Origin of the sequence: Microtetraspora malaysiensis, assembly GCF_050947145.1 — a bacterium.
Classification (GTDB): Bacteria; Actinomycetota; Actinomycetes; order Streptosporangiales; family Streptosporangiaceae; genus Microtetraspora_A; species Microtetraspora_A malaysiensis.
This window is the reverse complement of record NZ_CP191998.1, coordinates 4445430-4466326: the sequence shown is the minus strand read 5'-3', so window position 1 is coordinate 4466326 and position 20897 is coordinate 4445430. Positions and strand designations below refer to the sequence as shown.

The 20897-nt window shown below is 74.2% G+C and carries 20 protein-coding genes and 1 pseudogene; 5 read left to right on the top strand and 16 right to left on the bottom strand.

Annotated elements, in window-relative coordinates; all coding sequences use genetic code 11:
• Positions 1-109: 109 nt before the first annotated feature.
• The 3 genes from ACQP1V_RS21055 to ACQP1V_RS21045 form a co-directional block, all read right to left on the bottom strand.
• A complete protein-coding gene (locus ACQP1V_RS21055; protein ID WP_433425528.1) occupies positions 110-1132 on the bottom strand; it encodes a metallophosphoesterase family protein in 1023 nt (340 codons plus the stop codon).
• Between the two features lie 466 nt (positions 1133-1598).
• The gene (locus ACQP1V_RS21050) at positions 1599-2852 is read right to left on the bottom strand and encodes an RNA polymerase sigma factor (protein WP_433425526.1); all 1254 of its coding nucleotides are present in this window, start codon (positions 2850-2852) and stop codon (positions 1599-1601) included.
• 2 nt (positions 2853-2854) lie between these two features.
• On the bottom strand, positions 2855-3205 hold the full coding sequence (locus ACQP1V_RS21045; protein WP_433425524.1) for a YciI family protein: 351 nt from the start codon (positions 3203-3205) through the stop codon (positions 2855-2857).
• A 333-nt stretch (positions 3206-3538) separates the two neighbouring features.
• Here ACQP1V_RS21045 and ACQP1V_RS21040 point away from each other — a divergent pair, with 333 nt between their 5' ends.
• Positions 3539-4822 (top strand): APC family permease, encoded by a 1284-nt coding sequence (locus ACQP1V_RS21040; RefSeq protein ID WP_433425522.1) that lies wholly within the window; start codon positions 3539-3541, stop codon positions 4820-4822.
• Positions 4823-4832: 10 nt separating this feature from the next.
• Here the strand turns inward: ACQP1V_RS21040 and ACQP1V_RS21035 are convergent, their stop codons facing one another.
• The 9 genes and pseudogenes from ACQP1V_RS21035 to ACQP1V_RS20995 all read right to left on the bottom strand — a co-directional run bounded on the left by ACQP1V_RS21035 (position 4833) and on the right by ACQP1V_RS20995 (position 13038).
• Positions 4833-6092 (bottom strand): RNA polymerase sigma factor, encoded by a 1260-nt coding sequence (locus ACQP1V_RS21035; protein ID WP_433425520.1) that lies wholly within the window; start codon positions 6090-6092, stop codon positions 4833-4835.
• Positions 6089-6499 (bottom strand): YciI family protein, encoded by a 411-nt coding sequence (locus tag ACQP1V_RS21030; protein ID WP_433425906.1) that lies wholly within the window; start codon positions 6497-6499, stop codon positions 6089-6091. Before ACQP1V_RS21030 ends, ACQP1V_RS21035 begins: the two co-directional genes overlap by 4 nt.
• A gap of 168 nt (positions 6500-6667) precedes the next feature.
• Positions 6668-7312 carry a hypothetical protein gene (locus ACQP1V_RS21025; RefSeq protein WP_433425519.1) on the bottom strand — a complete coding sequence of 215 codons (645 nt, stop codon included), beginning with the start codon at positions 7310-7312 and terminating at the stop codon, positions 6668-6670.
• Positions 7313-7523: 211 nt separating this feature from the next.
• A pseudogene (locus tag ACQP1V_RS21020) lies at positions 7524-7658 on the bottom strand (hypothetical protein); the annotation flags it as partial.
• A 192-nt stretch (positions 7659-7850) separates the two neighbouring features.
• The gene (locus ACQP1V_RS21015) at positions 7851-9962 is read right to left on the bottom strand and encodes a xanthine dehydrogenase family protein molybdopterin-binding subunit (protein WP_433425517.1); all 2112 of its coding nucleotides are present in this window, start codon (positions 9960-9962) and stop codon (positions 7851-7853) included.
• Positions 9959-10945 (bottom strand): FAD binding domain-containing protein, encoded by a 987-nt coding sequence (locus ACQP1V_RS21010; RefSeq protein WP_433425515.1) that lies wholly within the window; start codon positions 10943-10945, stop codon positions 9959-9961. Before ACQP1V_RS21010 ends, ACQP1V_RS21015 begins: the two co-directional genes overlap by 4 nt.
• Positions 10942-11448, bottom strand: coding sequence for a 2Fe-2S iron-sulfur cluster-binding protein (locus ACQP1V_RS21005; protein WP_387409703.1), 507 nt, complete (start codon positions 11446-11448; stop codon positions 10942-10944). The genes ACQP1V_RS21010 and ACQP1V_RS21005 overlap by 4 nt, the downstream gene beginning before the upstream one ends.
• A 225-nt stretch (positions 11449-11673) precedes the next feature.
• Entirely contained in the window at positions 11674-12297 is a 624-nt protein-coding gene (locus tag ACQP1V_RS21000; protein ID WP_433425513.1) for an ATP-binding protein, read from the bottom strand.
• A 183-nt stretch (positions 12298-12480) separates the two neighbouring features.
• A complete protein-coding gene (locus ACQP1V_RS20995) occupies positions 12481-13038 on the bottom strand; it encodes a CGNR zinc finger domain-containing protein (RefSeq protein WP_433425511.1) in 558 nt (185 codons plus the stop codon).
• Positions 13039-13076: 38 nt separating this feature from the next.
• Here ACQP1V_RS20995 and ACQP1V_RS20990 point away from each other — a divergent pair, with 38 nt between their 5' ends.
• The 3 genes from ACQP1V_RS20990 to ACQP1V_RS20980 all read left to right on the top strand — a co-directional run bounded on the left by ACQP1V_RS20990 (position 13077) and on the right by ACQP1V_RS20980 (position 14476).
• The gene (locus ACQP1V_RS20990) at positions 13077-13199 is read left to right on the top strand and encodes a hypothetical protein (RefSeq protein WP_433425509.1); all 123 of its coding nucleotides are present in this window, start codon (positions 13077-13079) and stop codon (positions 13197-13199) included.
• A 14-nt stretch (positions 13200-13213) separates the two neighbouring features.
• The gene (locus ACQP1V_RS20985; protein ID WP_067127049.1) at positions 13214-13951 is read left to right on the top strand and encodes a class I SAM-dependent DNA methyltransferase; all 738 of its coding nucleotides are present in this window, start codon (positions 13214-13216) and stop codon (positions 13949-13951) included.
• Between the two features lie 117 nt (positions 13952-14068).
• Positions 14069-14476, top strand: coding sequence for a DUF3224 domain-containing protein (locus ACQP1V_RS20980; RefSeq protein ID WP_433425507.1), 408 nt, complete (start codon positions 14069-14071; stop codon positions 14474-14476).
• Between the two features lie 30 nt (positions 14477-14506).
• Here ACQP1V_RS20980 and ACQP1V_RS20975 read toward each other — a convergent pair whose 3' ends face one another.
• From ACQP1V_RS20975 to ACQP1V_RS20965, 3 genes are all read right to left on the bottom strand, one after another.
• Entirely contained in the window at positions 14507-15865 is a 1359-nt protein-coding gene (locus tag ACQP1V_RS20975; protein WP_433425505.1) for a hypothetical protein, read from the bottom strand.
• Between the two features lie 122 nt (positions 15866-15987).
• Positions 15988-16605 (bottom strand): response regulator, encoded by a 618-nt coding sequence (locus tag ACQP1V_RS20970; RefSeq protein WP_387409692.1) that lies wholly within the window; start codon positions 16603-16605, stop codon positions 15988-15990.
• Positions 16602-17756: a sensor histidine kinase gene (locus ACQP1V_RS20965; protein WP_433425503.1), complete on the bottom strand. Its 1155-nt coding sequence runs from the start codon at positions 17754-17756 to the stop codon at positions 16602-16604. The genes ACQP1V_RS20970 and ACQP1V_RS20965 overlap by 4 nt, the downstream gene beginning before the upstream one ends.
• A gap of 148 nt (positions 17757-17904) precedes the next feature.
• Between ACQP1V_RS20965 and ACQP1V_RS20960 the strand changes: the two genes are divergently transcribed.
• The gene (locus ACQP1V_RS20960; protein WP_067127026.1) at positions 17905-18444 is read left to right on the top strand and encodes a hypothetical protein; all 540 of its coding nucleotides are present in this window, start codon (positions 17905-17907) and stop codon (positions 18442-18444) included.
• A 16-nt stretch (positions 18445-18460) separates the two neighbouring features.
• Here ACQP1V_RS20960 and hypF read toward each other — a convergent pair whose 3' ends face one another.
• Entirely contained in the window at positions 18461-20809 is a 2349-nt protein-coding gene (gene hypF / locus ACQP1V_RS20955; RefSeq protein ID WP_433425500.1) for a carbamoyltransferase HypF, read from the bottom strand.
• Positions 20810-20897 lie beyond the last annotated feature (88 nt).

The window sequence follows — 20897 nt, the reverse complement described above, 5'->3', positions numbered from 1 at the left end:
GCACCGACATTTTCGCAACAGGTTTTCCCGCGCCGCGCGCGGCCGTCGGCGCCACCGCCGTCGGCGGGCACGGCCACCGGCCGGGGCCACCGGATCGCCGGGGCGTACATCAGCGACAGGCGTAGGTCGGGCTGGTGTCCTTCACCTTGCCATCGGTGCCGATGAGCTGCCAGGAGAAGGTGCTGTCGGTGAACGTCAGCTTCACCACGCCGCTCGTGCCGCTGAGCCGGAACCGGCTGTTGGGCCGGACGTTCTTGATCTTGTACGATTCGGCGCCGCCCATGCCGCCGAGCAGCTCGACCGGGCCGTTCGGGTCGGCCTTGCCTGAGGGGTTCTGCGGACCGAACCGCTCGTAGTGGTGGTCGTGCCCGTTGAGCACCAGGTCGGCTCCGGCGTCGTAGAGGATCTGCCAGACGGGCCGGCTGACGGGGTCGTCGCCGTGCTCGCCGGAGCTGAACAGCGGGTGGTGCCAGTACGCGGCGACGCAGCCCCTGGTGGTGGCGGCGAGGTCGGCCCTGAGCCAGTCGATCTGCGCGGTCTGGTCGAAGAGGTTGGAGTCGAGGGCGATGAAGTGCCAGTTGCCCCGGTCGAAGCTGTACCAGCTCTTGCCGTTCGGGAACGCGATCGCCCCGAAGTAGGACTTGTAGCCGGCCTCGAACCCGGCCGGGTCGTAGCTCTCGTGGTTGCCCGCCGTGGGACGGGTCTTGTTCTTGAACTTGCCCCAGGTCGTGTCGTAGTACTTCCGGTAGTCGTTGATCGTGCCGCGGTCGTACTGGTTGTCACCCATCGTGAGGACGAACTCCGGGTTGATCGCCTGGACCTGCGCGGCCGTTTTGGCATGGGCGCAGGAGCTGGAGCTCGCCGTGCACTGCGCGGCGATGTCGCCCGCCGCCACGACGGTGAACGTCCCTCCGCGGGGGGACGGCGACGCCGACGGCGAGGGGGAGAGGGAGGGCAAGGCGGTCGGGGTCACGCTCGGCGACGGGCTCGGCGAGAACCCGGCGTCGGCGCGATCGGCGGCCGTGAGCAGTCCCGCGAGCAGGGCCACGACGGTGGGAACCACGCCAAGGCGGGCAGGCCGTCCGGCCCGGGAGCGCGGCGGGGGGAAGGGGTCGGGCAGAGGCAGGGACACGGCTGTCTCCCGGGGATGAGCGACCATGACGGACCACGTGGACGGACCATAAGACGGGTTCGTGAGCCCGGCGACGCCGTGGCGGGACCGTCCCGGAACGGCCGGCCCGCCGTCCACTGTGAGTCACCTCGACGTCGGCAGCCTCACAGTAGTGGCGCACGCGCTATCCGCCCACCTCGGCGGCGTCCGCGTTGAGGACCGGCGCGACACGTGTCCCTCATGAGCAAGCGACGTGGCCGGAGGCGGCACGACTCGCCTGGCCGATGCGGCCCCCCGCCCGTGCTCACCCACTTCGGGATGCCGGCGGACGCCGACCTCGCCCAGCGGACGCCGCCGCTGACCGGACCGACGGCCGTACCCGGGACAGGCCCACCACACGGGCCTGTCCCGGGAACGCGCCGAGGCGGCGCTGACCCTGCTGGATCCCTGGCGCGTGACGCCGCGTCCCGGCGGCCGGCTCGCCCACCTAATCCTCGATCGCGTCCAGCCTCCGCCGGAGGTGCGCGCGCTCGGGCTCGGTGCCCGCCAGTTCGAGGGCCTGGCGATAGGCCGCGGCGGCCTCGGAGAATCGGCCGACCCGGCCCAGCAGATCCGCCCGCGCCGCGGGGTAGGGGTGGTAGCCGCGCAGCCGCGGCTCGCCGGCCAACTCGTCCAGCAGCGCCAGGCCGGCTTCCGGGCCGTCACGCATCGCCACCGCCACGGCCCGGTTCAGCGCGACGATCGGAGACGGGACGAGTGCGAGCAACACGTCGTACAGCGCCACGATCTGCGGCCAGTCGGTGGTGTCGAGGCTGACGGACTCGTCGTGCAGGGCGGCGATCGCAGCCTCAACCCCGTACGGGCCCGGCGGCCCGCCGGTCAACGCGACGGCCACCAGGTCACGGCCTTCCGCGATCATGCCGCGGTCCCACCGGGCACGGTCCTGCTCCTCCAGCAGCACCACCTCGCCGTCCGGGCCGCTGCGCGCGTCCCGCCGGGCGTGGACCAGCAACATCAGCCCGAGCAGCCCGGCGACCTCCCGCTCGGCGGGCAGCAGACGGCGCAGGATGCGCCCGAGGCGGATCGCTTCCTCGGCGAGGTCGAGCCGCTGCAGACGTGGGCCCGAGCTGGCCACGTACCCCTCGGTGAAGATCGAATACACCACTTGAAGCACGCCCGGCAGCCGCCCCGGCAACTCGTCCGCACCGGGCACCCGGAACGGGATCCGGGCGGCGCGGATCTTCTTCTTCGCCCGGGTGATCCGCTTGGCCATCGTCTCCGCGGGCACCAGGAAGGCCCGCGCCACCTCCGGCGTGGACAGCCCGGCCAGGCAGCGCAGCATCAGCGCCCCCCGGTCCTCGGCTGCGAGCGCGGGGTGGGCGCAGGTGAAGAACAACTGCAGCCGCTCGTCCGGCAGGCCGCCGTCCGCGTCCGGGGCCGGCGCGGGCTCCGCCCGCTCCGCCTCCACCCGCAGCACCGCCAGCCGTGCGGCGAAAGCCTGGTCGCGCCGCAGCCGGTCGACCGCCCTGCGCCGGGCCGTGGTCATCAACCAGGCTCCGGGCTTCGGCGGGACGCCGTCCACCGGCCAGCGCGCCAACGCCGCCTCGATCGCCTCAGACGCGACCTCTTCGGCCAGGTCCAGATCACCGAAGCGGCGGACGAGCGCGGCCAGCAGCCGGCCGTGCTCCTCGCGGAACACGGCCTCCACGAACGCCACGCCGTCCGCCCGCTCGTCACGCACAATCAGACCCCGAAGTCGGCGATCGGCCGCACCACCACCGAGCCGCTACCGCGGGCGCCGGGGCAGCGGGCCGCCCAGTCCAGCGCGGCGTCCAGGTCCGGCACGTCGATGACGTAGAACCCGCCGAGCACCTCGCGCGTCTCGGCGAACGGCCCGTCCGTCACGGTCCGCTCGCCGTCCGGGCTGACGCGCACCATCGTGGCGGTGACCAGGTCCGCCAGGGACTCCCCGGAAACGAAGATCCCCGCGTCCTTCACCTCCTTGTCGTAGGCCACCCAGGCCCCGAAATCGCTCTCGGCGGCCTCGCCGTTCTCGGCGACTTCGCCCGCCTGGATCAGCAGCATGTACTTCATGACCGGCTCCCTCAGTGTTCCGTTGTCTCGTCTCATCGCGCGGCGGGATCGCCGCATGCCATAACTACGAACGGGGCACCGCCAGATGGACATCCTCCGGAAATTATCGCGCGACCGGCTTCGGCGGCCTCGACCCGGGCAGCGGCCGCACGGCGCTCCGGCTCTCCCCGGTGACCGGCGCGGGCCGGAGTCCAGGGCGCGCCGCACCGCCGGGGTTCGCGGTTGGGCCGTACCTCGTGCCACCAGTAGCCGACGAGGTTCGCTACCGTTGCCGACGGTCTGTCGCGGCGGCATGCGGGTCCGGCCGGTTCGCGTACGGTGACGGGACAAGGGGTGAGCCGATTGGGCAAGGCGACGACCGCCGCCGCGGCCCCGGACGAGCTGCGGCGCCGGCTCGGGCCCTTCGACGCCGTGGTGATCGGCCTCGGGTCCATGATCGGCGCGGGGATCTTCGCCGCCCTCTCCCCGGCGGCGCGGGCGGCCGGATCCGCGCTGCTGCTCGGACTGGCCCTGGCCGCGGCGGTCGCCTACTGCAACGCCACCTCCTCGGCCCGGCTCGCGGCCCGCTACCCGGCCTCCGGCGGCACCTACGTCTACGGCCGCGAACGCCTGGGGGAGTTCTGGGGATACCTGGCCGGCTGGGGGTTCGTCGTCGGCAAGACCGCCTCGTGCGCGGCGATGGCCCTGACCGTCGGCTACTACGTCTGGCCTGAGCAGGCGCACGCGGTGGCCGTGGCCGCCGTGGTCGCGTTGACCGCCGTGAACTACGTCGGGGTGCACAGGTCCGCCTGGCTCACCCGCGTCATCGTCGCCGTCGTCCTCGCGGTGCTGACCACCGTGGTGATCGCCGCCCTCACCTCCGGCGCGCCGGACGCGTCCCGGCTCGGCCTCGGCTCGGACGCCTCACCCGGCGGGGTGCTGCAGGCGGCGGGCCTGCTGTTCTTCGCGTTCGCCGGGTACGCGCGCATCGCCACGCTCGGGGAGGAGGTCCGCGACCCCGCGCGCACGATCCCCCGCGCCATCCCGCTGGCGCTGGGCATCACCCTGGTGGTCTACGCGGCGGTCGCGGTCGCGGCGCTGAGCGTGCTGGGCGCCGCAGGAGTCGGCGGGGCGGCCGCCCCGCTGGCCGAGGTCGCCCGCGCCGCCGGGCTGCCCGGCCTGGTGCCGCTGGTACGCGTCGGCGCGGCGGTCGCCGCGACCGGCTCGCTGCTCGCGCTGATCCTGGGGGTCTCCCGTACGACGCTGGCCATGGCCCGCGACCGGCACCTGCCCGGCGCCCTCGCCGCCGTCCACCCGCGGTTCGGCGTACCCCACCACGCCGAGCTGGCGGTGGGGGCGGTCGTGGCCGTGGTGGCGGGCATGGCTGACCTGCGCGGCGCCATCGGGTTCTCCTCCTTCGGCGTGCTCGTCTACTACGCCATCGCCAACGCCAGCGCGGTGACGCTCATCCCGGCCGGAGCCCCGCACCGGCGGGCCGTGCCCGTACTCGGCCTGGCCGGCTGCCTGATCCTGGCCTTCGCCCTGCCGCTCTCGTCGGTGGTCGCCGGAGCGGTCGTCCTGGCCGTCGGGGCCGCCGCCTACGGCCTGCGCCGTCGCCGCCGGTCACCGATGTCCTAAATGTCCTAGGTCAAGAGTCCTCGCCCGCCAGGCGGGCCGCCCTGCCGTGCAGATACCGCTGCCGGGGGAAGCTCGTGGTCCGCCGCGCCGCCTCCAGATAGGCCGCGCGCGCCGCCGCCTCCTCACCCGCGCTCTCCAGCAGGTGGCCCCGCACCGCGTACAGCCGGTGGTCCCCGGCGATCCGCTCGTCCGCCGCCAGCGCGTCGAGCAGGTCGAGCCCCGCCCGCGCGCCGCGCGCCATCGCCACCGCGACCGCGTGGTTCAGCGCCACCACCGGGTTGTCGGAGATCCGCAGCAACACCTCGTACAGCGCCGTGATCTGCGGCCAGTCGGTCTCCTCCGCGCTCGGCGCCTCGTCGTGCAGCGCGGCGATCGCCGCCTGCAGCTGGTACGGCCCGGCGTCCCCGCGCGGCAGCGCCTCGCTGATGAGCGCCACGCCCTCGGCGACGCAGCCGGCGTCCCACCGGCGGCGGTCCTGCTCCGCCATCGGGATCAGGGCGCCGTCCGGGCCGGTACGTGCCGCCCGCCGGGCGTGGGTGAGCAGCATGAGCGCGAGCAGCCCCGTCACCTCGCCGTCCTCCGGCAGCAGCCGGTGGACCATGCGGGCCAGCCGGATCGCCTCGTCGGCCAGCTCGATCCGCTGCAGGCTCGGCCCCGACGTGGCCGCGTACCCCTCGTTGAAGATCAGATACAGCACGTGCAGCACCGCGCCGAGCCGTTCGGCGCGCTCGGGCCCCGAAGGCAGCCGGAAGGGGACGCCGCTCTCCGTGATCTGCCGCTTGGCCCGGCTGATGCGTCGCGTCATGGTCGCCTCCGGCACGAGGAACGCCCGGGCGATCTCCGCGGTGGTCAGGTCGCCGACCGCGCGCAGGGTCAGCGCGATCTGCGACGCCGGCGACAGCGAGGGGTGGCAGCACATGAACAGCACGATCAGCGAGTCGTCGGAGTCCGCGGCCGGCCGATCGGCGGCGTCCGCCGGCCACCGCTCCGTCAGCGCCCACGCCGCGACCGTGTCCTCGCGGCGTCGCCGGGCCTGCTCGGTGCGCAGCAGATCGGTCAGGCGGCGCGCGCCCACCGCGACCAGCCAGCCGAGCGGACGGTCCGGGACGCCGTCCTCCGGCCAGCGCAGCGCGGCGGCGAGCAGCGCCTCCTGCGCCGCGTCCTCGGCCGTGTCGAAATGCCCGTAACGCCGCACCAGCGCGCCGAGGACCCGCGGCGCCAGCGCGCGCAGCAGATCCTCGACGTCGCCGCCCCGCGGGGTGGAGGTCACTCCTGCGGCTCCCCGCGGCCGTCGAGTGGCCGGACGTCCACGTACCACTCATGGTCAGGACCGGCGTTCTCCGGACGCGGCGTCTTCGCCAGGCGGGCGGCGATCTCGGTCGCCCGGTCGAAGCTCTCGCACTCGACGATCGTGTACCCGGCGAGCACCTCCTCGGTCTCGGCGTACGGGCCGTCGGTCACCACGGGCACGCCCGCGCGCAGCCCGACCCGCCTGGTGTGCACGGGCGCGGCCAGGCCCCGGGCGTCCACGAACTCCCCGGAGTCGACCAGTTCGTTGTTCCACGCCTCCATGAACGCGTGCATCGCCGCGACGTCCTCGGCCGGCCAGGCGGGCCGCTCGCCCGGCCTCCCGGCCAGGGCGTCGTAGTCCTGCTGCGAGCCGTACAGCATGATCATGTATTTCACGGTCTCTCCCTCTCGGCCGGCGCCCGCGCGGCGCCTCTCACCCGGAACGTCGAAGCCGGCCGCCCGTTCCGGACATCCTCCCGCCGCAAGCACCCGCATGGCCTCGGGAAGCCGACCAGCATCTGAAGGAAAGACACCCTTGGCGCCGGGACGCAGCGGTCACCCTCCCACCGGGAAGTTGCTGCGGAAGGTGTTGTGCGGGTCCCGGTGGCGTTTGACGGCGCGCAGCCGGCTCAGGGTGGTGGAAGTGAACGCGTCGGCCGCGGTCTCACCGGGATTGAGGAAGCTGAACGGCTTGCCGCCGCTGACGGGAAGCGCGCCGGCGAGAGCGCGCTGCTTGTCCGCGATGGCCCGGGCCGTCGCCGGGTCGGTGGGGACGCCGAACAGGTAGAGCGCGTAGGGCTCGGCCAGCGGGCCGTGCGGGCTGTCGGAAGGGCGGGCGAACGCGCCGCCCAGGTGCCGGATCTGGACGCTCAACAGCGGCGCGATCGGGTCGGCGAGCAGCGTCTTGGCCGCGACGTCGTCCAGGTAGGTGAGCAGTTCGCCGCGCGACAGCCCGGGTCCCGGGTCGGTCGGTTCCGCGGTGATGGTCCCGAGTTCGGAGACCGCCATGACCCGCCTGCCGTCCGACAGCGGCCGGGGCAGGCGGTCCAACGGGGCCAGCAGGTCGCGTGCCTGCTCGGCTTCGCCGAGGTAGGTGGCATCGACGGCGACCATGGGGTCGGAGCCGGGGAAGTGCAGCAGGTCCAGCCACACGGTCAGCTCGTCCGGGGCGGTCGCGGTGATCTGCCGGTAGGCGTTCATCACCTTGGGGGGCGTGCTCGGCCGTCCACACCATGCGGCCGCCGTACAGGCGCGGCGCGTCGTGGAGGGTCAGTTCCAGGCCCGTGACGATCGCGAAGTCGCCGCCCGCGCCGCGCAGGGCCCAGAACAGGTCGGGGTCGATACCGGCGGTGACGTGCCGTTGGTGGCCGTCCGCGTCCACGAGGTCGAACGCGCTGACGCTGTCGGCGACCCACCCGCACGCGCGGCCGAACCAGCTCAGCCCGCCGCCGAGGGCGACGCCGGTCACGCTGACGACCGGGGAGCTGCCGGGCAGGCCGGTCAGTCCGTACGGCGCGGCGGCGGCCTGCACCCGGCCGGAGGACACGCCGGCGCCGATGTGGGCGCGGCGGGCGTCCGGATCGATTCGCAGGCTGTCGAGCCGGGCACGCGTACGACCTCATCAACGATCACGCCGCCGAGTAGCGGAGCGTGACCGTCTGGTCGGCATATTTCCCGGCCTCGACCGTCCTCCGGACATCCCGGCGCGCACCGCGGCGTGCACCGCGGCGCGGCGGCTTCAGCGCAGCAGCACGTCGGGCGTGATCGGCAGATCCCGCACCCATACCCCGGTCGCGTTGTGCACCGCGTTGGCGATCGCCGCCGCGGCGCCCACGATGCCGATCTCGCCGATGCCCCTGGCCCCCAGCGGCCCGGCGTGGACGTCCTCCTCATCCAGCCAGACGGCGTCCACGTCCACCACGTCGGCGTGGGTGGCGATGTGATACTCCGCGAGATCGTGGTTGATCACATGGCCGGTGCGGTGGTCGAGCACGCCCCGCTCGTGCAGCGCCATCGACAGCCCCATCGTCATGCCGCCGATGAACTGCGACCGCGCCGTCCGCGGGTTGACCACCCGGCCCACCGAGAACACCCCCAGCATCCGCGGCACCCGGACCTCACCGGTGTCGGCGTCCACCCGGACCTCCGCGAACTGCGCCCCGAAGGAGTGCATCGCGAACCGCTCGGCGTCCGGATCGTCCGGCATGTCCGCGCCAGCTTCCGCTCCCGCCGGCGGCTGCTCCCCGTACACGTGGCGGAACGCCCGGCACGCCGCGACGACCGCCGACCCCCAGCTCGTCGTCCCCGACGACCCGCCGGCCACGGTCGCCGCCGGAAGATCGCTGTCCCCGATCTCCACCCGCACCGCGCGAAGGCGGCAGCCCAGCGCGTCGGCCGCGATCTGCGTCAGCGCCGTCCAGGCGCCGGTGCCGATGTCGGCCGCGCCGATCCGCACCGTGTAACGCCCGCCGCCTTCGTACTCGACCACCGCCCGCGACCCCGGGAACCGGTAGTACGGGTAGGTCGAGGCGGCCACCCCCAGGCCCACCAGCTCGCGCCCGACCAGGCGGGTGCCGGGCGCCGTGCGCTCGGCCCACCCGAAGCGGGCCGCGCCCTCACGCAGGCACCGCACCAGATGGCGCCCCGACCACGGCCGGCCGGACTCCGGGTCCACCTCCGGATCGTTGCGCGCCCGCAGCTCGATCGGATCCAGCCCGCACGCCTGCGCGAGCTCGTCCATCGCCACCTCCAGGGCGAAGAACCCCGGTGCCTCGCCCGGCGCCCGCATCCACGACGGCACCGGCACGTCCAGCGCGGCCAGCCGGTGCGAGGTCCGCCGGTTCGGCGCCGCGTACATCATCCGCGCCCCGACGGCCGTCTGCTCCGCGAACTCCTTGATCGCGGAGGTGTGCTCCACCACCTCGTGCGCCACCGCCGTCAGCCGCCCGTCCGCACCGGCGCCCAGCCGTACCCGCTGGATCGTCGGCGTGCGATGGCCCGCCAGCGCGAACATCTGCTGCCGGGTCAGGGCCAGCTTGACCGGCCGCCCCGGCACCGCCCACGCCGCCAGCGCCGCGAGCACGTTGTGTGCGTGCGGCATCCCCTTGGACCCGAACCCGCCGCCCACGTACGGGGAGATCACCCGCACCCGCTCCGGCGGCAGGCCGAAGACCTGCGCCAGCGTCGAGCGCACCACATGCGGGCCCTGCGTCGAATCGAACAGCGTCAGCCGCGCGCTCTCGGCGAACCCGCCGCCCGGAGCCCGCTCACCCGGATCCCACACAGCCACGCTGACGTGCGGCTCCATCGGGTTGTTGAACTCCATCGGCGTCGTGTAGACCCGGTCCACGGTCACCGCCGCCGCCTCCAGCGCCGCCTCGGCGTCGCCCTCGTCGGTGTCGCTCACGAACCCCCCGTTGACTTGCTCCGGCGCGTACAGGCCGGACCGGTCGGCCCGCAGCTCGGTGTCGTGCGGCCGCTGCTCGTACTCCACCCGCACCAGACCGGCCGCATGCCGCGCGGCCTGCGGCGTCTCGGCGACCACCACCCCGACGAACTGCCCCCGGAAGCCGACCTCGTCCGACTGCAGGACCGCCAGCTCGGCGTCCCCGGTATCGGCCAGGCGCGCCGCGTCGCGGTGGGTCACCACCGCCAGCACCCCCTCCACCCCGGCCGCCGCCGCGGAGTCGATCGAGGCCACCCGGCCGCGCGCGATCGTCGCCTGCACCGGGAACGCGTACGCGGGATCGGTCACCGGCCGGTCGTAGGTGTAGCCGGCGCGGCCGGTCACCTTGGCCGGCCCCTCCACCCGGGCCGCGGGCGCGCCCACCGCTTCTCGCCAGACCGTCATCGCCCCTCCTCGGCCAGCGCGCGCAGCGTCGCCACGACCGCGTTGCGCGCCATCGCCACCTTGAACGCGTTGCCCGGCAGCGGCCGCGCCGCGGCCAGCTCGGCCTCGGCCGCCCGGCGGAAGGCGTCCTCCGTGGCGGGACCGCCGCGCAGCTCCGCCTCGGCCCGCGTCGCCCGCCACGGCTTGTGCGCCACGCCGCCCAGCGCCAGCCGTACGTCCCGCACCAGGCCGCCGTACAGGTCGAGCGCGGCCGCGACCGACACCAGCGCGAAGCTGAAGGAGGCCCGATCACGTACCTTCCGGTACGCCGAACGCCGCGCGAACGGCAGGTGCGGCAGCTCGACGGCGATGATCAGATCGCCGTGCTCCAGCACCGTGTCCCGCTGCGGCGCGTCCCCGGGCAGCCGGTACAGCTCGGCCAGCGGCAGCGTGCGCGCGCCGCCCGGCCCGAGCACGGCCACGACGGCGTCCAGCGCGACCATCGCCACCGCCATGTCCGACGGGTGCGTCGCCACGCAGTGCTCCGACGCCCCCAAGATCGCGTGGTAGCGGGTGTACCCGCCGGCCGCCGAGCACCCCGACCCCGGCACGCGCTTGTTGCACGGCGTGGTGACGTCCTGGAAGTAGGGGCAGCGGGTGCGCTGCAGCAGGTTGCCCGCCATCGTCGCGACATTGCGCAACTGCCCGGAGGCGCCCGACAGCAGCGCCCGCGCCAGCACCGGGTAGCGCTCGCGGACCAGCGGATGTGCGGCCAGGTCGCTGTTGCGTACGGCGGCGCCGATCCGCAGGCCGCCCGCGGTCTCCTCGACCCGGTCCAGCGGCAGCCGCGACACGTCCACCAGCAGGTCGGGCCCGGCCACGCCCAGCTTCATGTGGTCCACCAGGTTGGTGCCGCCGCCCAGGAAGGCCGCGCCCGGCCGCCCCGCCACGGCGGCCACGGCCTCGGCCGGATCGCCGGCCCGCAGGTACTCGAAGGGGATCACGACTCGGCCTCCTCGCGCAGGGCCGCGACGATGTTGACGTAGGCGCCGCACCGGCACAGGTTGCCGCTCAGCCGCTCCCGGATCTCCTCGTCGTCCAGCGTGACCGGCCCGGTCAGGTCATCGGTGACCTCGCTGGGATGCCCGGCCTTGACCTCCTCCAGCATGCCGACCGCCGAGCAGACCTGCCCGGGGGTGCAGAAGCCGCACTGGAAGGCGTCCTTCTCCAGGAAGGCCCGCTGCACCGGGTGCGGCTCGCCCTCCTGCGCCAGCCCCTGCGCGGTGGTGACCTCGGCGCCGTCGCAGGTCACCGCGAGGATGAGGCAGCTCACCACCCGCCGCCCGTCCAGCAGCACCGTGCACGCGCCGCACTGGCCGTGATCGCACCCCTTCTTGGGCGAGGTGACCGACAGGTGGTCGCGCAGCGCGTCGAGCAACGTGGTGCGGGTGTCGAGCGCGACCGGCCTGACCCGGCCGTCCACCCGCAATGTGATCCGAGCGTCCATGGTCGCCTCCCGGCGGGCCTCACCTCCGCTCCCGGCCGGGGCCCCGGCGGCCCGGCCTCGGAGCGGCTCCCGAAGGCCCACCGTGCCCACCCGGCGCGCGACTAACGCCCGGACCGCTGATCGTGGCCTGACCCTGCACGCCTTTGGCGGCGCCTTGCCTATTCCCGCCTTCCCCGGCTTCCTGGCCTCTCGCCTTCCCTGGCTTCCCGGCCCGGCGCGCCCCTATCAGTCGAGCCGGCGCAGGCCCTCCAGAACGCACCGGAGCGTACGCGCGTCCGGGCCGTCGGCGCGCTCGGCAACCCGCGCGTGCCGCAGGCGCCGCGGGAGTGTCGTGCTCGGCCGCCGTACGGGCGGCGGGGCGGAAACGGGGGAGGGGGCCGGGCTCACGGGCACGGCGACCTCACACCAGACGATCTTGCCGCGGCCGGGCGCGGTGCGCTGCCCCCACGCCGTGGACAGCGCGCCGACCAGCGTCAGCCCGCGCCCGCCCTCCCGCAGCTCGTCTGGCGGATCGGCCCGCTGCGTGGCCGGCATCTGCGCGCTGATGTCCCACACCTCGACCACGAGGCTGCGGGCCGACAGCACCAGCCGCAGCGCGACCATCCGCAAGGCCACGGGGAACACCGAGGAGGCCACCGGCAGGCCGACCACCGCCTCCGTCGCCCGCACCGCGTTGGTCACCAGCTCGGACGTGAGCAGCTCGACCGTGTCGGTCAGCTCCGGCAGCCCCCACCCGGCGAGCTGCGCGCGGACGAAGGCCCGCGCCCGGCGCGGTGTGGCGGCGGACGCCCCGAACACCCGGTCGGCCGCCCGCGCGTCACCGCGCGCCGGGAACGGCGAGGTCAGCATTCGCGGGACATTCCGCGTACCGGCCGGCGGTCGGGGGCCGGCGGCATCGGCGCTCGGGCGGGCCGGGGGAGCAGTCGCGCAAGACGCATGACACCGATCATGTGGCAGCACCCGCCCCGGCGGTACCTCGTTGACGAGATCGGTGGAAAAATCTCACCCCGGCCCGTGTCGCCGGGTGTTCCGTCAGGGGGCCTTGCTGCGGTGATAGTGGCGGGCGACGCGAACGCGGTTGCCGCATCGGGAGGCCGAGCACCAGCGGCGCCGGGGGTGCGCGGGCAGGAACAGCATCACGCAGTCGTGGGCCTCGCACTGGCGGACCTTGGTGACGCCTGGATCGACCAGCAGGCCGGCGGCGGCCTCGGCCAGCGCCGCGGCGAGCCGCACCCCGACCGGCCCCGACCGGGCGCGGCGCGTCACGACCGCCGCCCCCTCCCAGGACAGCTCGTTGATCGCGGGCGCGGCGCGCTGCGCGTCGTTGAGCGCCGCCAGATCGGCGGCGGCGGGCGCTCGACCGTGCCGAACGCGGTCGAGCGCGCGGGCGGTGTGGTCGCGTACCGCGTGCACGGCGGCCAGATCCGCGACGGTGAGCTCGGCGGCGCTCGCGTCCGGCAGCCGTCCGGCCTGCAGTTCCAGCCAGGCGTGCAGAGCGTCGGGGGTGGCGATCAGATCGCCGACGGCCGGGCGGGTGTTGACCAGGTCCAGCGCCAGGGGCTCACCCGTCAGGGGAACGACGTCACTCACGGACCTAATGCTATCCCTGCCGTTGACACATTAGAGAAGTGATCGCTATAGCTAGCGACTTCATCGCCCTGCGCCCCGAGACCGCCGGTGCCGAGAGCACCGTCCGTGGCCTGCTGACCCTGCCCGGCGGAAAACGGATGGCTTCGCGAGGGCTCGCCTGATTACGGTCTGCGGCATGGACGATCCTGACGGCTACTTCGGAGAAAACGTCGCGGCGACCTACGACGAGGCGGCGGCCGACATGTTCGAACCCGCTGCCGTGGACCCGGCGGTCGAGGTTCTGGCCGAGCTCGCCGGCGACGGCCGGGCACTGGAACTGGGCATCGGGACCGGACGCGTCGCGCTACCGCTCTCGCGCCGCGGCGTCCCCGTCCACGGCATCGACCTGTCGCGCGCGATGGTGGCCCGGCTCCACGCCAAGCCGGGCGGTGACGCGATCGGCGTGACGATCGGCGACTTCGCGACCGCGAAGGCGGACGGCGCGTTCTCGCTCGCCTACCTGGTCTTCAACACGATCATGAATCTGACCACCCAGGACGCGCAGGTGGCCTGCTTCCGCAACGTGGCGGACCACCTCGCCCCCGGCGGCCGGTTCGTCATCGAGGTCATGGTCCCCGACCTGCGCAAGCTGCCGCCCGGCCAGAACGCCGTGCCGTGGCGCACCGGCCCGGAACTGTGGGCGATCGACGTGTACGACGTCGCCACCCAGGCGATGAGTTCCAACTATGTCGAGGTCGTCGACGGCCGCGGCGAGTACCGGTCGATCCCGTTCCGCTACGTCTGGCCTGCGGAGCTCGACCTCATGGCCCGGCTCGCCGGGATGCGGCTGCGCGAACGCTGGGGCGACTGGGATCGCGGCCCCTTCACCGCCGACAGCACCAGCCACGTCTCCATCTGGGAGAAGCCCGCCTGATCCCCGCCGCGTATGAACGCCGTGGGCCAACCTGACGCGGGCTGACAGGTATGGCCTGAATACTCACCACCAGACCGGCGCCGGCCCTCGGCGCCCGGCCGGACCCCATCCCACGACATGAGCGAGACGACGATGACCACGCGCGCGACCGGCACGTTCGAGATCACCGACTGGACCGAGATGGCCACCGACCAGCGGGAGGGCGCGACCATCACCCGGGTGCGCATCACCAAGGAATTCCAGGGCGACCTCCGGGGGACCAGCACCACCGAGATCCTCACCGTCGCCACTGACGCCGGCCCCGCCGCCTACACCGGGATCGAGTACGTCCAGGGCAGCCTCGGCGGCCGCACCGGCACCTTCGTCCTGCAGCACAGCGCCGGCGCCGAAAACGGCGAGCAGTGGATGCGCTGGCTGATCGTCCCCACCTCCGGCACCGGCGAGCTCGCCGGCCTGCGCGGCGAGGGCAAGATCATCCTCGAGAACGGCGGGCACTCCTTCGTGCTGGACCACGAGATCGGCTGATCCCCGGGGCGTGACCGCGGCGGGCGGCGCTCATCGGCCGGGGAGCAGGCGTCCACCCTTCGCCAGCGCGTAGGACCTGCCCCCCAGAGCGCGGTTCGCCGGCAGGCGGGGGTCGTAGCGTACGACGTGCCCGTTCCCGATGACGTTCTCCACGACCCCGCCCTTGATCTGTGCGCCGGTGAGCGCGCCGACCACGGAGTCGTCTGTCACCGACCACCGGCTCGAGGCGTCCAGCGCCAGCGCGGCGGCCCGGGAGATCCGCCCCGTCAGCCGCGCGCCCCCGCGCAGCTCCACCGTCGCCGAGCTGGTCTCGTCCGTCATGACGTCGCCGTCGAGCGCGCTGCCCTCCACCGTCAGGGCCGCCCGCGCGAGCCGCGTGACGTGAAGCAGCCGCCCGTCGTTGCGCACCCGCACCCCCCTCCGCACCGTGATCAGCCCGGTCGTGCCCCTCACCTGGAACGTGTCGCCCTTCTCCGCCATCAGCCGGCCGCCCTCCAGGGTCAGCACGCTGGGCCCCTTCCTCCGGCCGCCCAGCCGGAACATCCGGGCCCCGACCGCCCCCCGCACCACGCAATCCTTGGCCGACAACGAGCTCGCCCCGTCGACCACCAGCCCTTCGCCCCGCTCCGCCTCCAGGCGCGCCCCGACGCACGTCACCGAGCCCATGCTGTACGCCCCGGCGGACAGGCGCCCGGAGGTGGCAAGCTCCCCGCCGATCACCGTCACCTCGCCGCCGCCTCGCGCGGCGAGCACCGCGGCGGAGTGGATGCCCGAGGTCGTGACCTTCACCCTGGCCAGGGTCGCCCGGCCCCTATCCGCCGCCGACCCGCCGTGGGAGTAGTCGGCGGACGTCTCGATCGTGCCGCCCGTCATCGACACCGTGGAGCTCTCCCCGTAGGCGAACAGGCCGTTCGCGCCCGCACCGTCCGTCGTCACCGACCCGCCCGAGATCTCGACGGATCCGCCCGACTGGGCCAGCACCGCCGCGTTCACCCCGAAAAAGCCACTCTCGCTGCTCGACGCGGAGTTCCCGGTCTTGTCGATCTGCGGGTTGGTGAGCGCCAGCCGCCCCGGCCCGGACACCAGGATCGCCGACTCGTTGGCCCCGTCGGCCTGGTACCCGCCCTGGGAGCGGCTCACCGTGCCCTGGTCCACCGTGAACCTGCCCCTGGCCACGAACTGGCGCGGCGTCAGCTGTGGGACCGGTGAAGCCCCCGGCGACACCGGCGACACAGGAGAGGCCGGAGACACAGGCACCCCCGGCGACACGGGGGAGACCGGAGACAGTACGGCCCGCCGCCCGCTGTCCTCCGGCGACGGCACGACAGCCTGGCAGCCGCCCGCCAGCAGCGAGGCCGCCACCACCCGCGCCATGACCCGCCGTCCCACGATCCCCCTCCCGCCATATCGTTACTGTCCGTAATCGCAGGAGGTCATGCCGGGCGGCGATCAGGCGCCGTCCCGCGACGCCGCGTGCCCGGCCGCACCACTCGCCCCTCAGGGGCGGGGGATCACAGCCCCGACCAGTAGACCGCCGCCTGCGCCCGGCTGCGCAGCCCGAGCTTCGCCAGCACCCGGCTCACATGCGTCTTCGCGGTCGCCTCCGCGATGCCCAGCGACCGCGCGATCTCCGCGTTGGACAGCCCCCGGCCCAGACCGGCGAGCACCTCGTGCTCACGCGGCGTCAACACCTCCAGCGCCCCGGGATCGGCCGCCGGAGCCCCGGCGAACGCGGCGATCAACTTGCGGGTCACCGACGGAGAGATCAACCCCTCACCCTGGGCCACCAGCCGCACCGCCGCCACAAGCGAGTCCGCGTCGGTGTTCTTCAGCAGGAACCCCGCCGCCCCCGCCCGCAACGCGCCGAACACGTACTCGTCGATGTCGAACGTCGTCAGGATAAGCACGTCGGCCACCCCGGCCAGCTCCCGCGTGGCCGAGATCCCGTCCAGCAGCGGCATCCGCACGTCCATCAGCACGACGTCCGGCCGCAGCCGCACCGCCATCTCCACCGCCGAACGCCCGTCGCCCGCCTCGCCGACCACCTCCATGTCGGGCGCCCCCTCCAGGATGAGGACCAGCCCCGCCCGCACCGCCGCGTGGTCGTCGGCCACCAGCACCCGGATCACGACACGCTCCCGATCGCCCCGGCCGGAGCCACCGGCAGCTCCACCCGCACCCGCCAGCCCCGCCCATGCGGCCCCGCCTCGAAGCTCCCGCCGAGCAGCGTCGCCCGCTCCCGCATCCCCGCCAGGCCCGCGCCCGCACCCGGCAGCCCGCTGGGACCCGCCCCGACCTCGTTCACCACCGTCAGCTCCACCAGATCCGGCCGGTACCCGACCAGCACCCGAACACCCGCGCCCGTCCCGTGCTTGAGCACGTTCGTGAGCGACTCCTGCACGATGCGGAACCCCGCCAGATCCACCGCGGCCGGCAGCTCGCGCGGCGTCCCCGCCACGGCCAGCTCCACCGGGAACCCGGCCCGCTCGATCAACGCATCGACATCCGACAGCCGCGGCCGCCGGGCCTCGTCGACCTCCTCGCCCTCCTCCCGCAGGAAACCGATCATCGTCCGCATCTCCGCCATCCCCTGGACGCTGTTCTCCCGGATCGACTCCACGATCCGCCGCGACGTCGCCGCGTCCAGATCGGCGCGGGAAAGCATCGCGCTCGCCTGGATCGCGATCGCGCTGAAATGGTTGGCGACCAGATCGTGCAGCTCACGCGCCATCCGGGCCCGCTCCGCCGACACGGCCGCCCGCCGGTCCAGCTCCGCCAGCCGCGCCACCTGCTCCGCCCGCGCCCGCTCGTCCGCCGCCTGGTCTCGATGCTGGCGCACGATGATCGCCGTCGTCACCGGGACGACCCCCACCAGCGCCGCCTGGATCGCCATGGCGGCCAGCACCCGCCAGTCATGGATCGCCAGCGCCGTCCCCGCCCCCACCACGACCGCGCCCACCGACGAGACCCACAGCATGATCCGCCCGAGCCGGCGCGGCCCGTACAGCACACCCGCGTAGATGTTGTCCGTCACGATCAGCACGGTCGCCAGCGACGGGCCGAGCAGCACGTCACCGGCCAGCGCGACACCCCCCAGCGCCAGCGCCAGGACCGGCGCCCGCCGCCGCACCGCCACCCCCGCGCACGTCACGGCCAGCGGGATCGCCAGCAACGGCGCGGCAAGCCCCCGGTGCACGAAGGCCCCGCCGGCGACCAGGACCAGGCCCGCGGCGAAGGCGGCCACCGCCATCGCCGCGTCCTGCCTGGTGGGAGTCAACATCACCCCATCTCACCACGACCCGCCACCGGCCCCTTCCCCCTCCGGTACGGCGCCGACGTACACCGAAGGATGTAGCGACATTCATCACCGGCGACGACGACCGCCGCCGCCCCGGCACACCACCCTGGATCGTGGAGGTGGTGAGCGAGTGCTCGCGGTGATCATCGGATGTGAAGTCGGCTTCTGGGTGTTCCTGGGCCTCGGACTCCTGGCGCGCTACCTGCTGCGCATGCGGCGCACCGGCGCGGCGCTGCTGCTGGCCGTCCCCCTGCTGGACCTCGTCCTGCTCGGCGCCACGGTCATCGACGTGCGCGGGGGAGCGGCCACCACCTGGCAGCACGGCCTGGCCGCCGCCTACCTCGGGTTCACCGTCATGTTCGGCCACCGCACCATACGATGGGCCGACGCCTGGGCCTCCCACCGCCTCGCCGGCGGCCCCCCGCCGGCCAAACCACCGGCCGGCGGCATGGCCCGCGCCCGCTACGAATGGATCGTGTGGCTGCGCATCCTCGCCGCCTACGCCATCACCTGCGCCCTGCTGTTCGCGATCATCTGGCTGGTCGGCGACCCGCCGCGCACCGAGGCGCTGACGCAGTTCATGCTCGGCGTGGCCAAGGTGCCGCTGTTCGCCCTGCTGTGGCCGATCAGCTACACCCTCTGGCCCAAGAAGGCGACCCCCGGTCGCTGACCGCGTCCCCGGCCCGCTACGGCGGGCCCGCCGCGTCCCTGGCCGCCGCCACCGCGGCCTGGCCCAGGCTGATGCCGCCGTCGTTCGGCGGCACCCGGCGATGGGTCAGCACCCGGAACCCGCGCTCCTCCAGCCCGCCCACCACGCGGGACAGCAGCAGCCCGTTCTGGAAGACGCCCCCCGACAACGCCACCGTGCCCAGCCCGCTCCCGGCCCCGCCCGGCCCGGCGCCCTCCCGCACCAGCGCGCACACCGCCACCGCCGCAGCGGCCAGCCCGTTGTGGAACCGCGCGGACACCACCGCCCCGTCCACGCCGTCCAGGACGTCGGCCACCACCGCGCGCACCAGGTCGTCCCCCCGGATCACCAGCGCCCGCCCCACCTCGACCCGGGCCGCGTACGCGCCCTCCTCGGCCGGGTCGGCCCACCGCTCCAGCCCGGCCGCCGCCTGCCCCTCGAACGTCACACCGTCGCGCACCCCGACGATCGCCGCCACGGCGTCGAACAACCGCCCCGCGCTCGACGTGAGCGGCGAGCCCACCCCCGACCGGGCCACCGCCACCACCCGATCCCACAGGCCGGCGTTCCGCTCCCGCACGGCCAGCCCCTCCGGCGGCGCCCCCGCGAACGCGGCGTCCAGGTACGCCGCCGCCATCCGCCACGGCTGCCGCACCGCCGCCGCACCGCCCGGCATCGGCACCGCCCCCAGATGCGCCACCCGGGTGAACCCCTCCAGATCGGCGACCAGCACCTCGCCACCCCACAGCGTGCCGTCCACGCCGAACCCGGTCCCGTCGAACGCCACCCCGATCACCGGGCCCACCTCGCCCGCCTCCGCCAGGCAGGACGCGATGTGCGCGTGATGATGCTGGACCGCGACCAGGTCCACCCCCTCCAGATCCAGCGCGTACTTGCTCGACAGGTACTCCGGATGCGGGTCGTGGGCCACCACTCGCGGATCCACCCCGAACAACCGCCGGAAATGCGCGATCCCCTCCACGAACGACCGCAACGTCTCATAGCTCTCCAGATCGCCCACATGCGGCGACAGGAACGCCCGCTCACCCCGGACCAGGCAGAACGTGCTCTTCAGCTCCGCACCGCAGGCCAGCACCGCCCGCCGCGCCGGCCGCGCCAGCCGTACCGGCAGCGGCGCGTACCCCCGCGACCGCCGGACCGGGATCTCCCGCCCGCCCGCAACGACGACCACCGAATCCTCCGCCCGCGCGTGGATCTCCCGATCATGGACCAGGAACGCCTCCACCATCGCGCCCAGCCGCTCCACCGCCTCCCCGTCCCGGTGCACGATCGGCTCGTCCGACACGTTCCCGCTGGTCAGCACGTACGGCCGGGCCAGCTCCGCGGCCAGCAGATGATGCACCGGCGTGTACGGCAACATGACCCCCAGCCAGCCCTCACCCGGCGCCACCTCCTCGGCCACCGACGGGCGCCCCGCCGCGGCGTCCGCATGGCGCGGCAGCACGACGATCGGACGCGCGGGGGAGACCAGCAGCCGCTCGGCCTCCCCACCGACCACGCACAACCGCCGCGCCGCCGCCACATCCGCGACCACCACCGCGAACGGCTTGTCCTCCCGCCGCTTGCGCGACCGCAGCGCGGCCACCGCCACCGCGTCCGTCGCGTCCACCGCCAGGTGGTAACCCCCCAGCCCCTTCACTGCCACGACACCGCCCGACCGCAGCACCGCGACCGCCCCGGCCACCGGGTCGCCGGCCACCTCACCGCCCCGCCCGTCCAGCAGCCGCAGCACCGGACCGCACCGCGGGCAGCACACCGGCTGGGCGTGGAACCGCCGATCACCCGGATCCCCGTACTCCGCCGCGCACGCCCGGCACATCGGGAACGACGCCATCGTCGTCGCCGCCCGGTCATACGGCACGTCCCGCACGATCGTGTACCTCGGCCCGCAGTTCGTGCAGTTCACGAACGGATGCCGATACCGGCGGCACGACGGGTCGAACAGCTCCGCCAGGCAGTCCGCGCACGTCGCCACGTCGGGGGACACCAGCGTCCGCCGCCCGCCGTCCCGGCTCGGCACGATGCCGAACCCGCGCGCGCACCGCTCGCCCAGCACCGGGATCGCCGTCACCGAGATCCGGTCGATCACCGCCAGCGGCGGCGCCTGGCCGGGCAGCTCGCGCTGGAACCGCGCGACGTCCTCGGCCGCCCCCTCCGCCTCGATGAACACCCCGCGTCCGTCGTTGCCGACCCACCCCGACAACGCCAGCCGCCGGGCCAGCGCGTGCACGTAGGGCCGGAACCCCACCCCCTGCACGATCCCCTCGACCCGGATCCGCACCCGCTCCGGATCCCCGCCCCGGCCGGCGGCCTCCCCGCTGCTCACCCGGCCATCCTCACCGCCGCGCCCGGCCGCGCCCGCCGCCGCCACGCCCGCCCCGACCAGTGCCCCACGGCACGTGAGCAGACCTTTA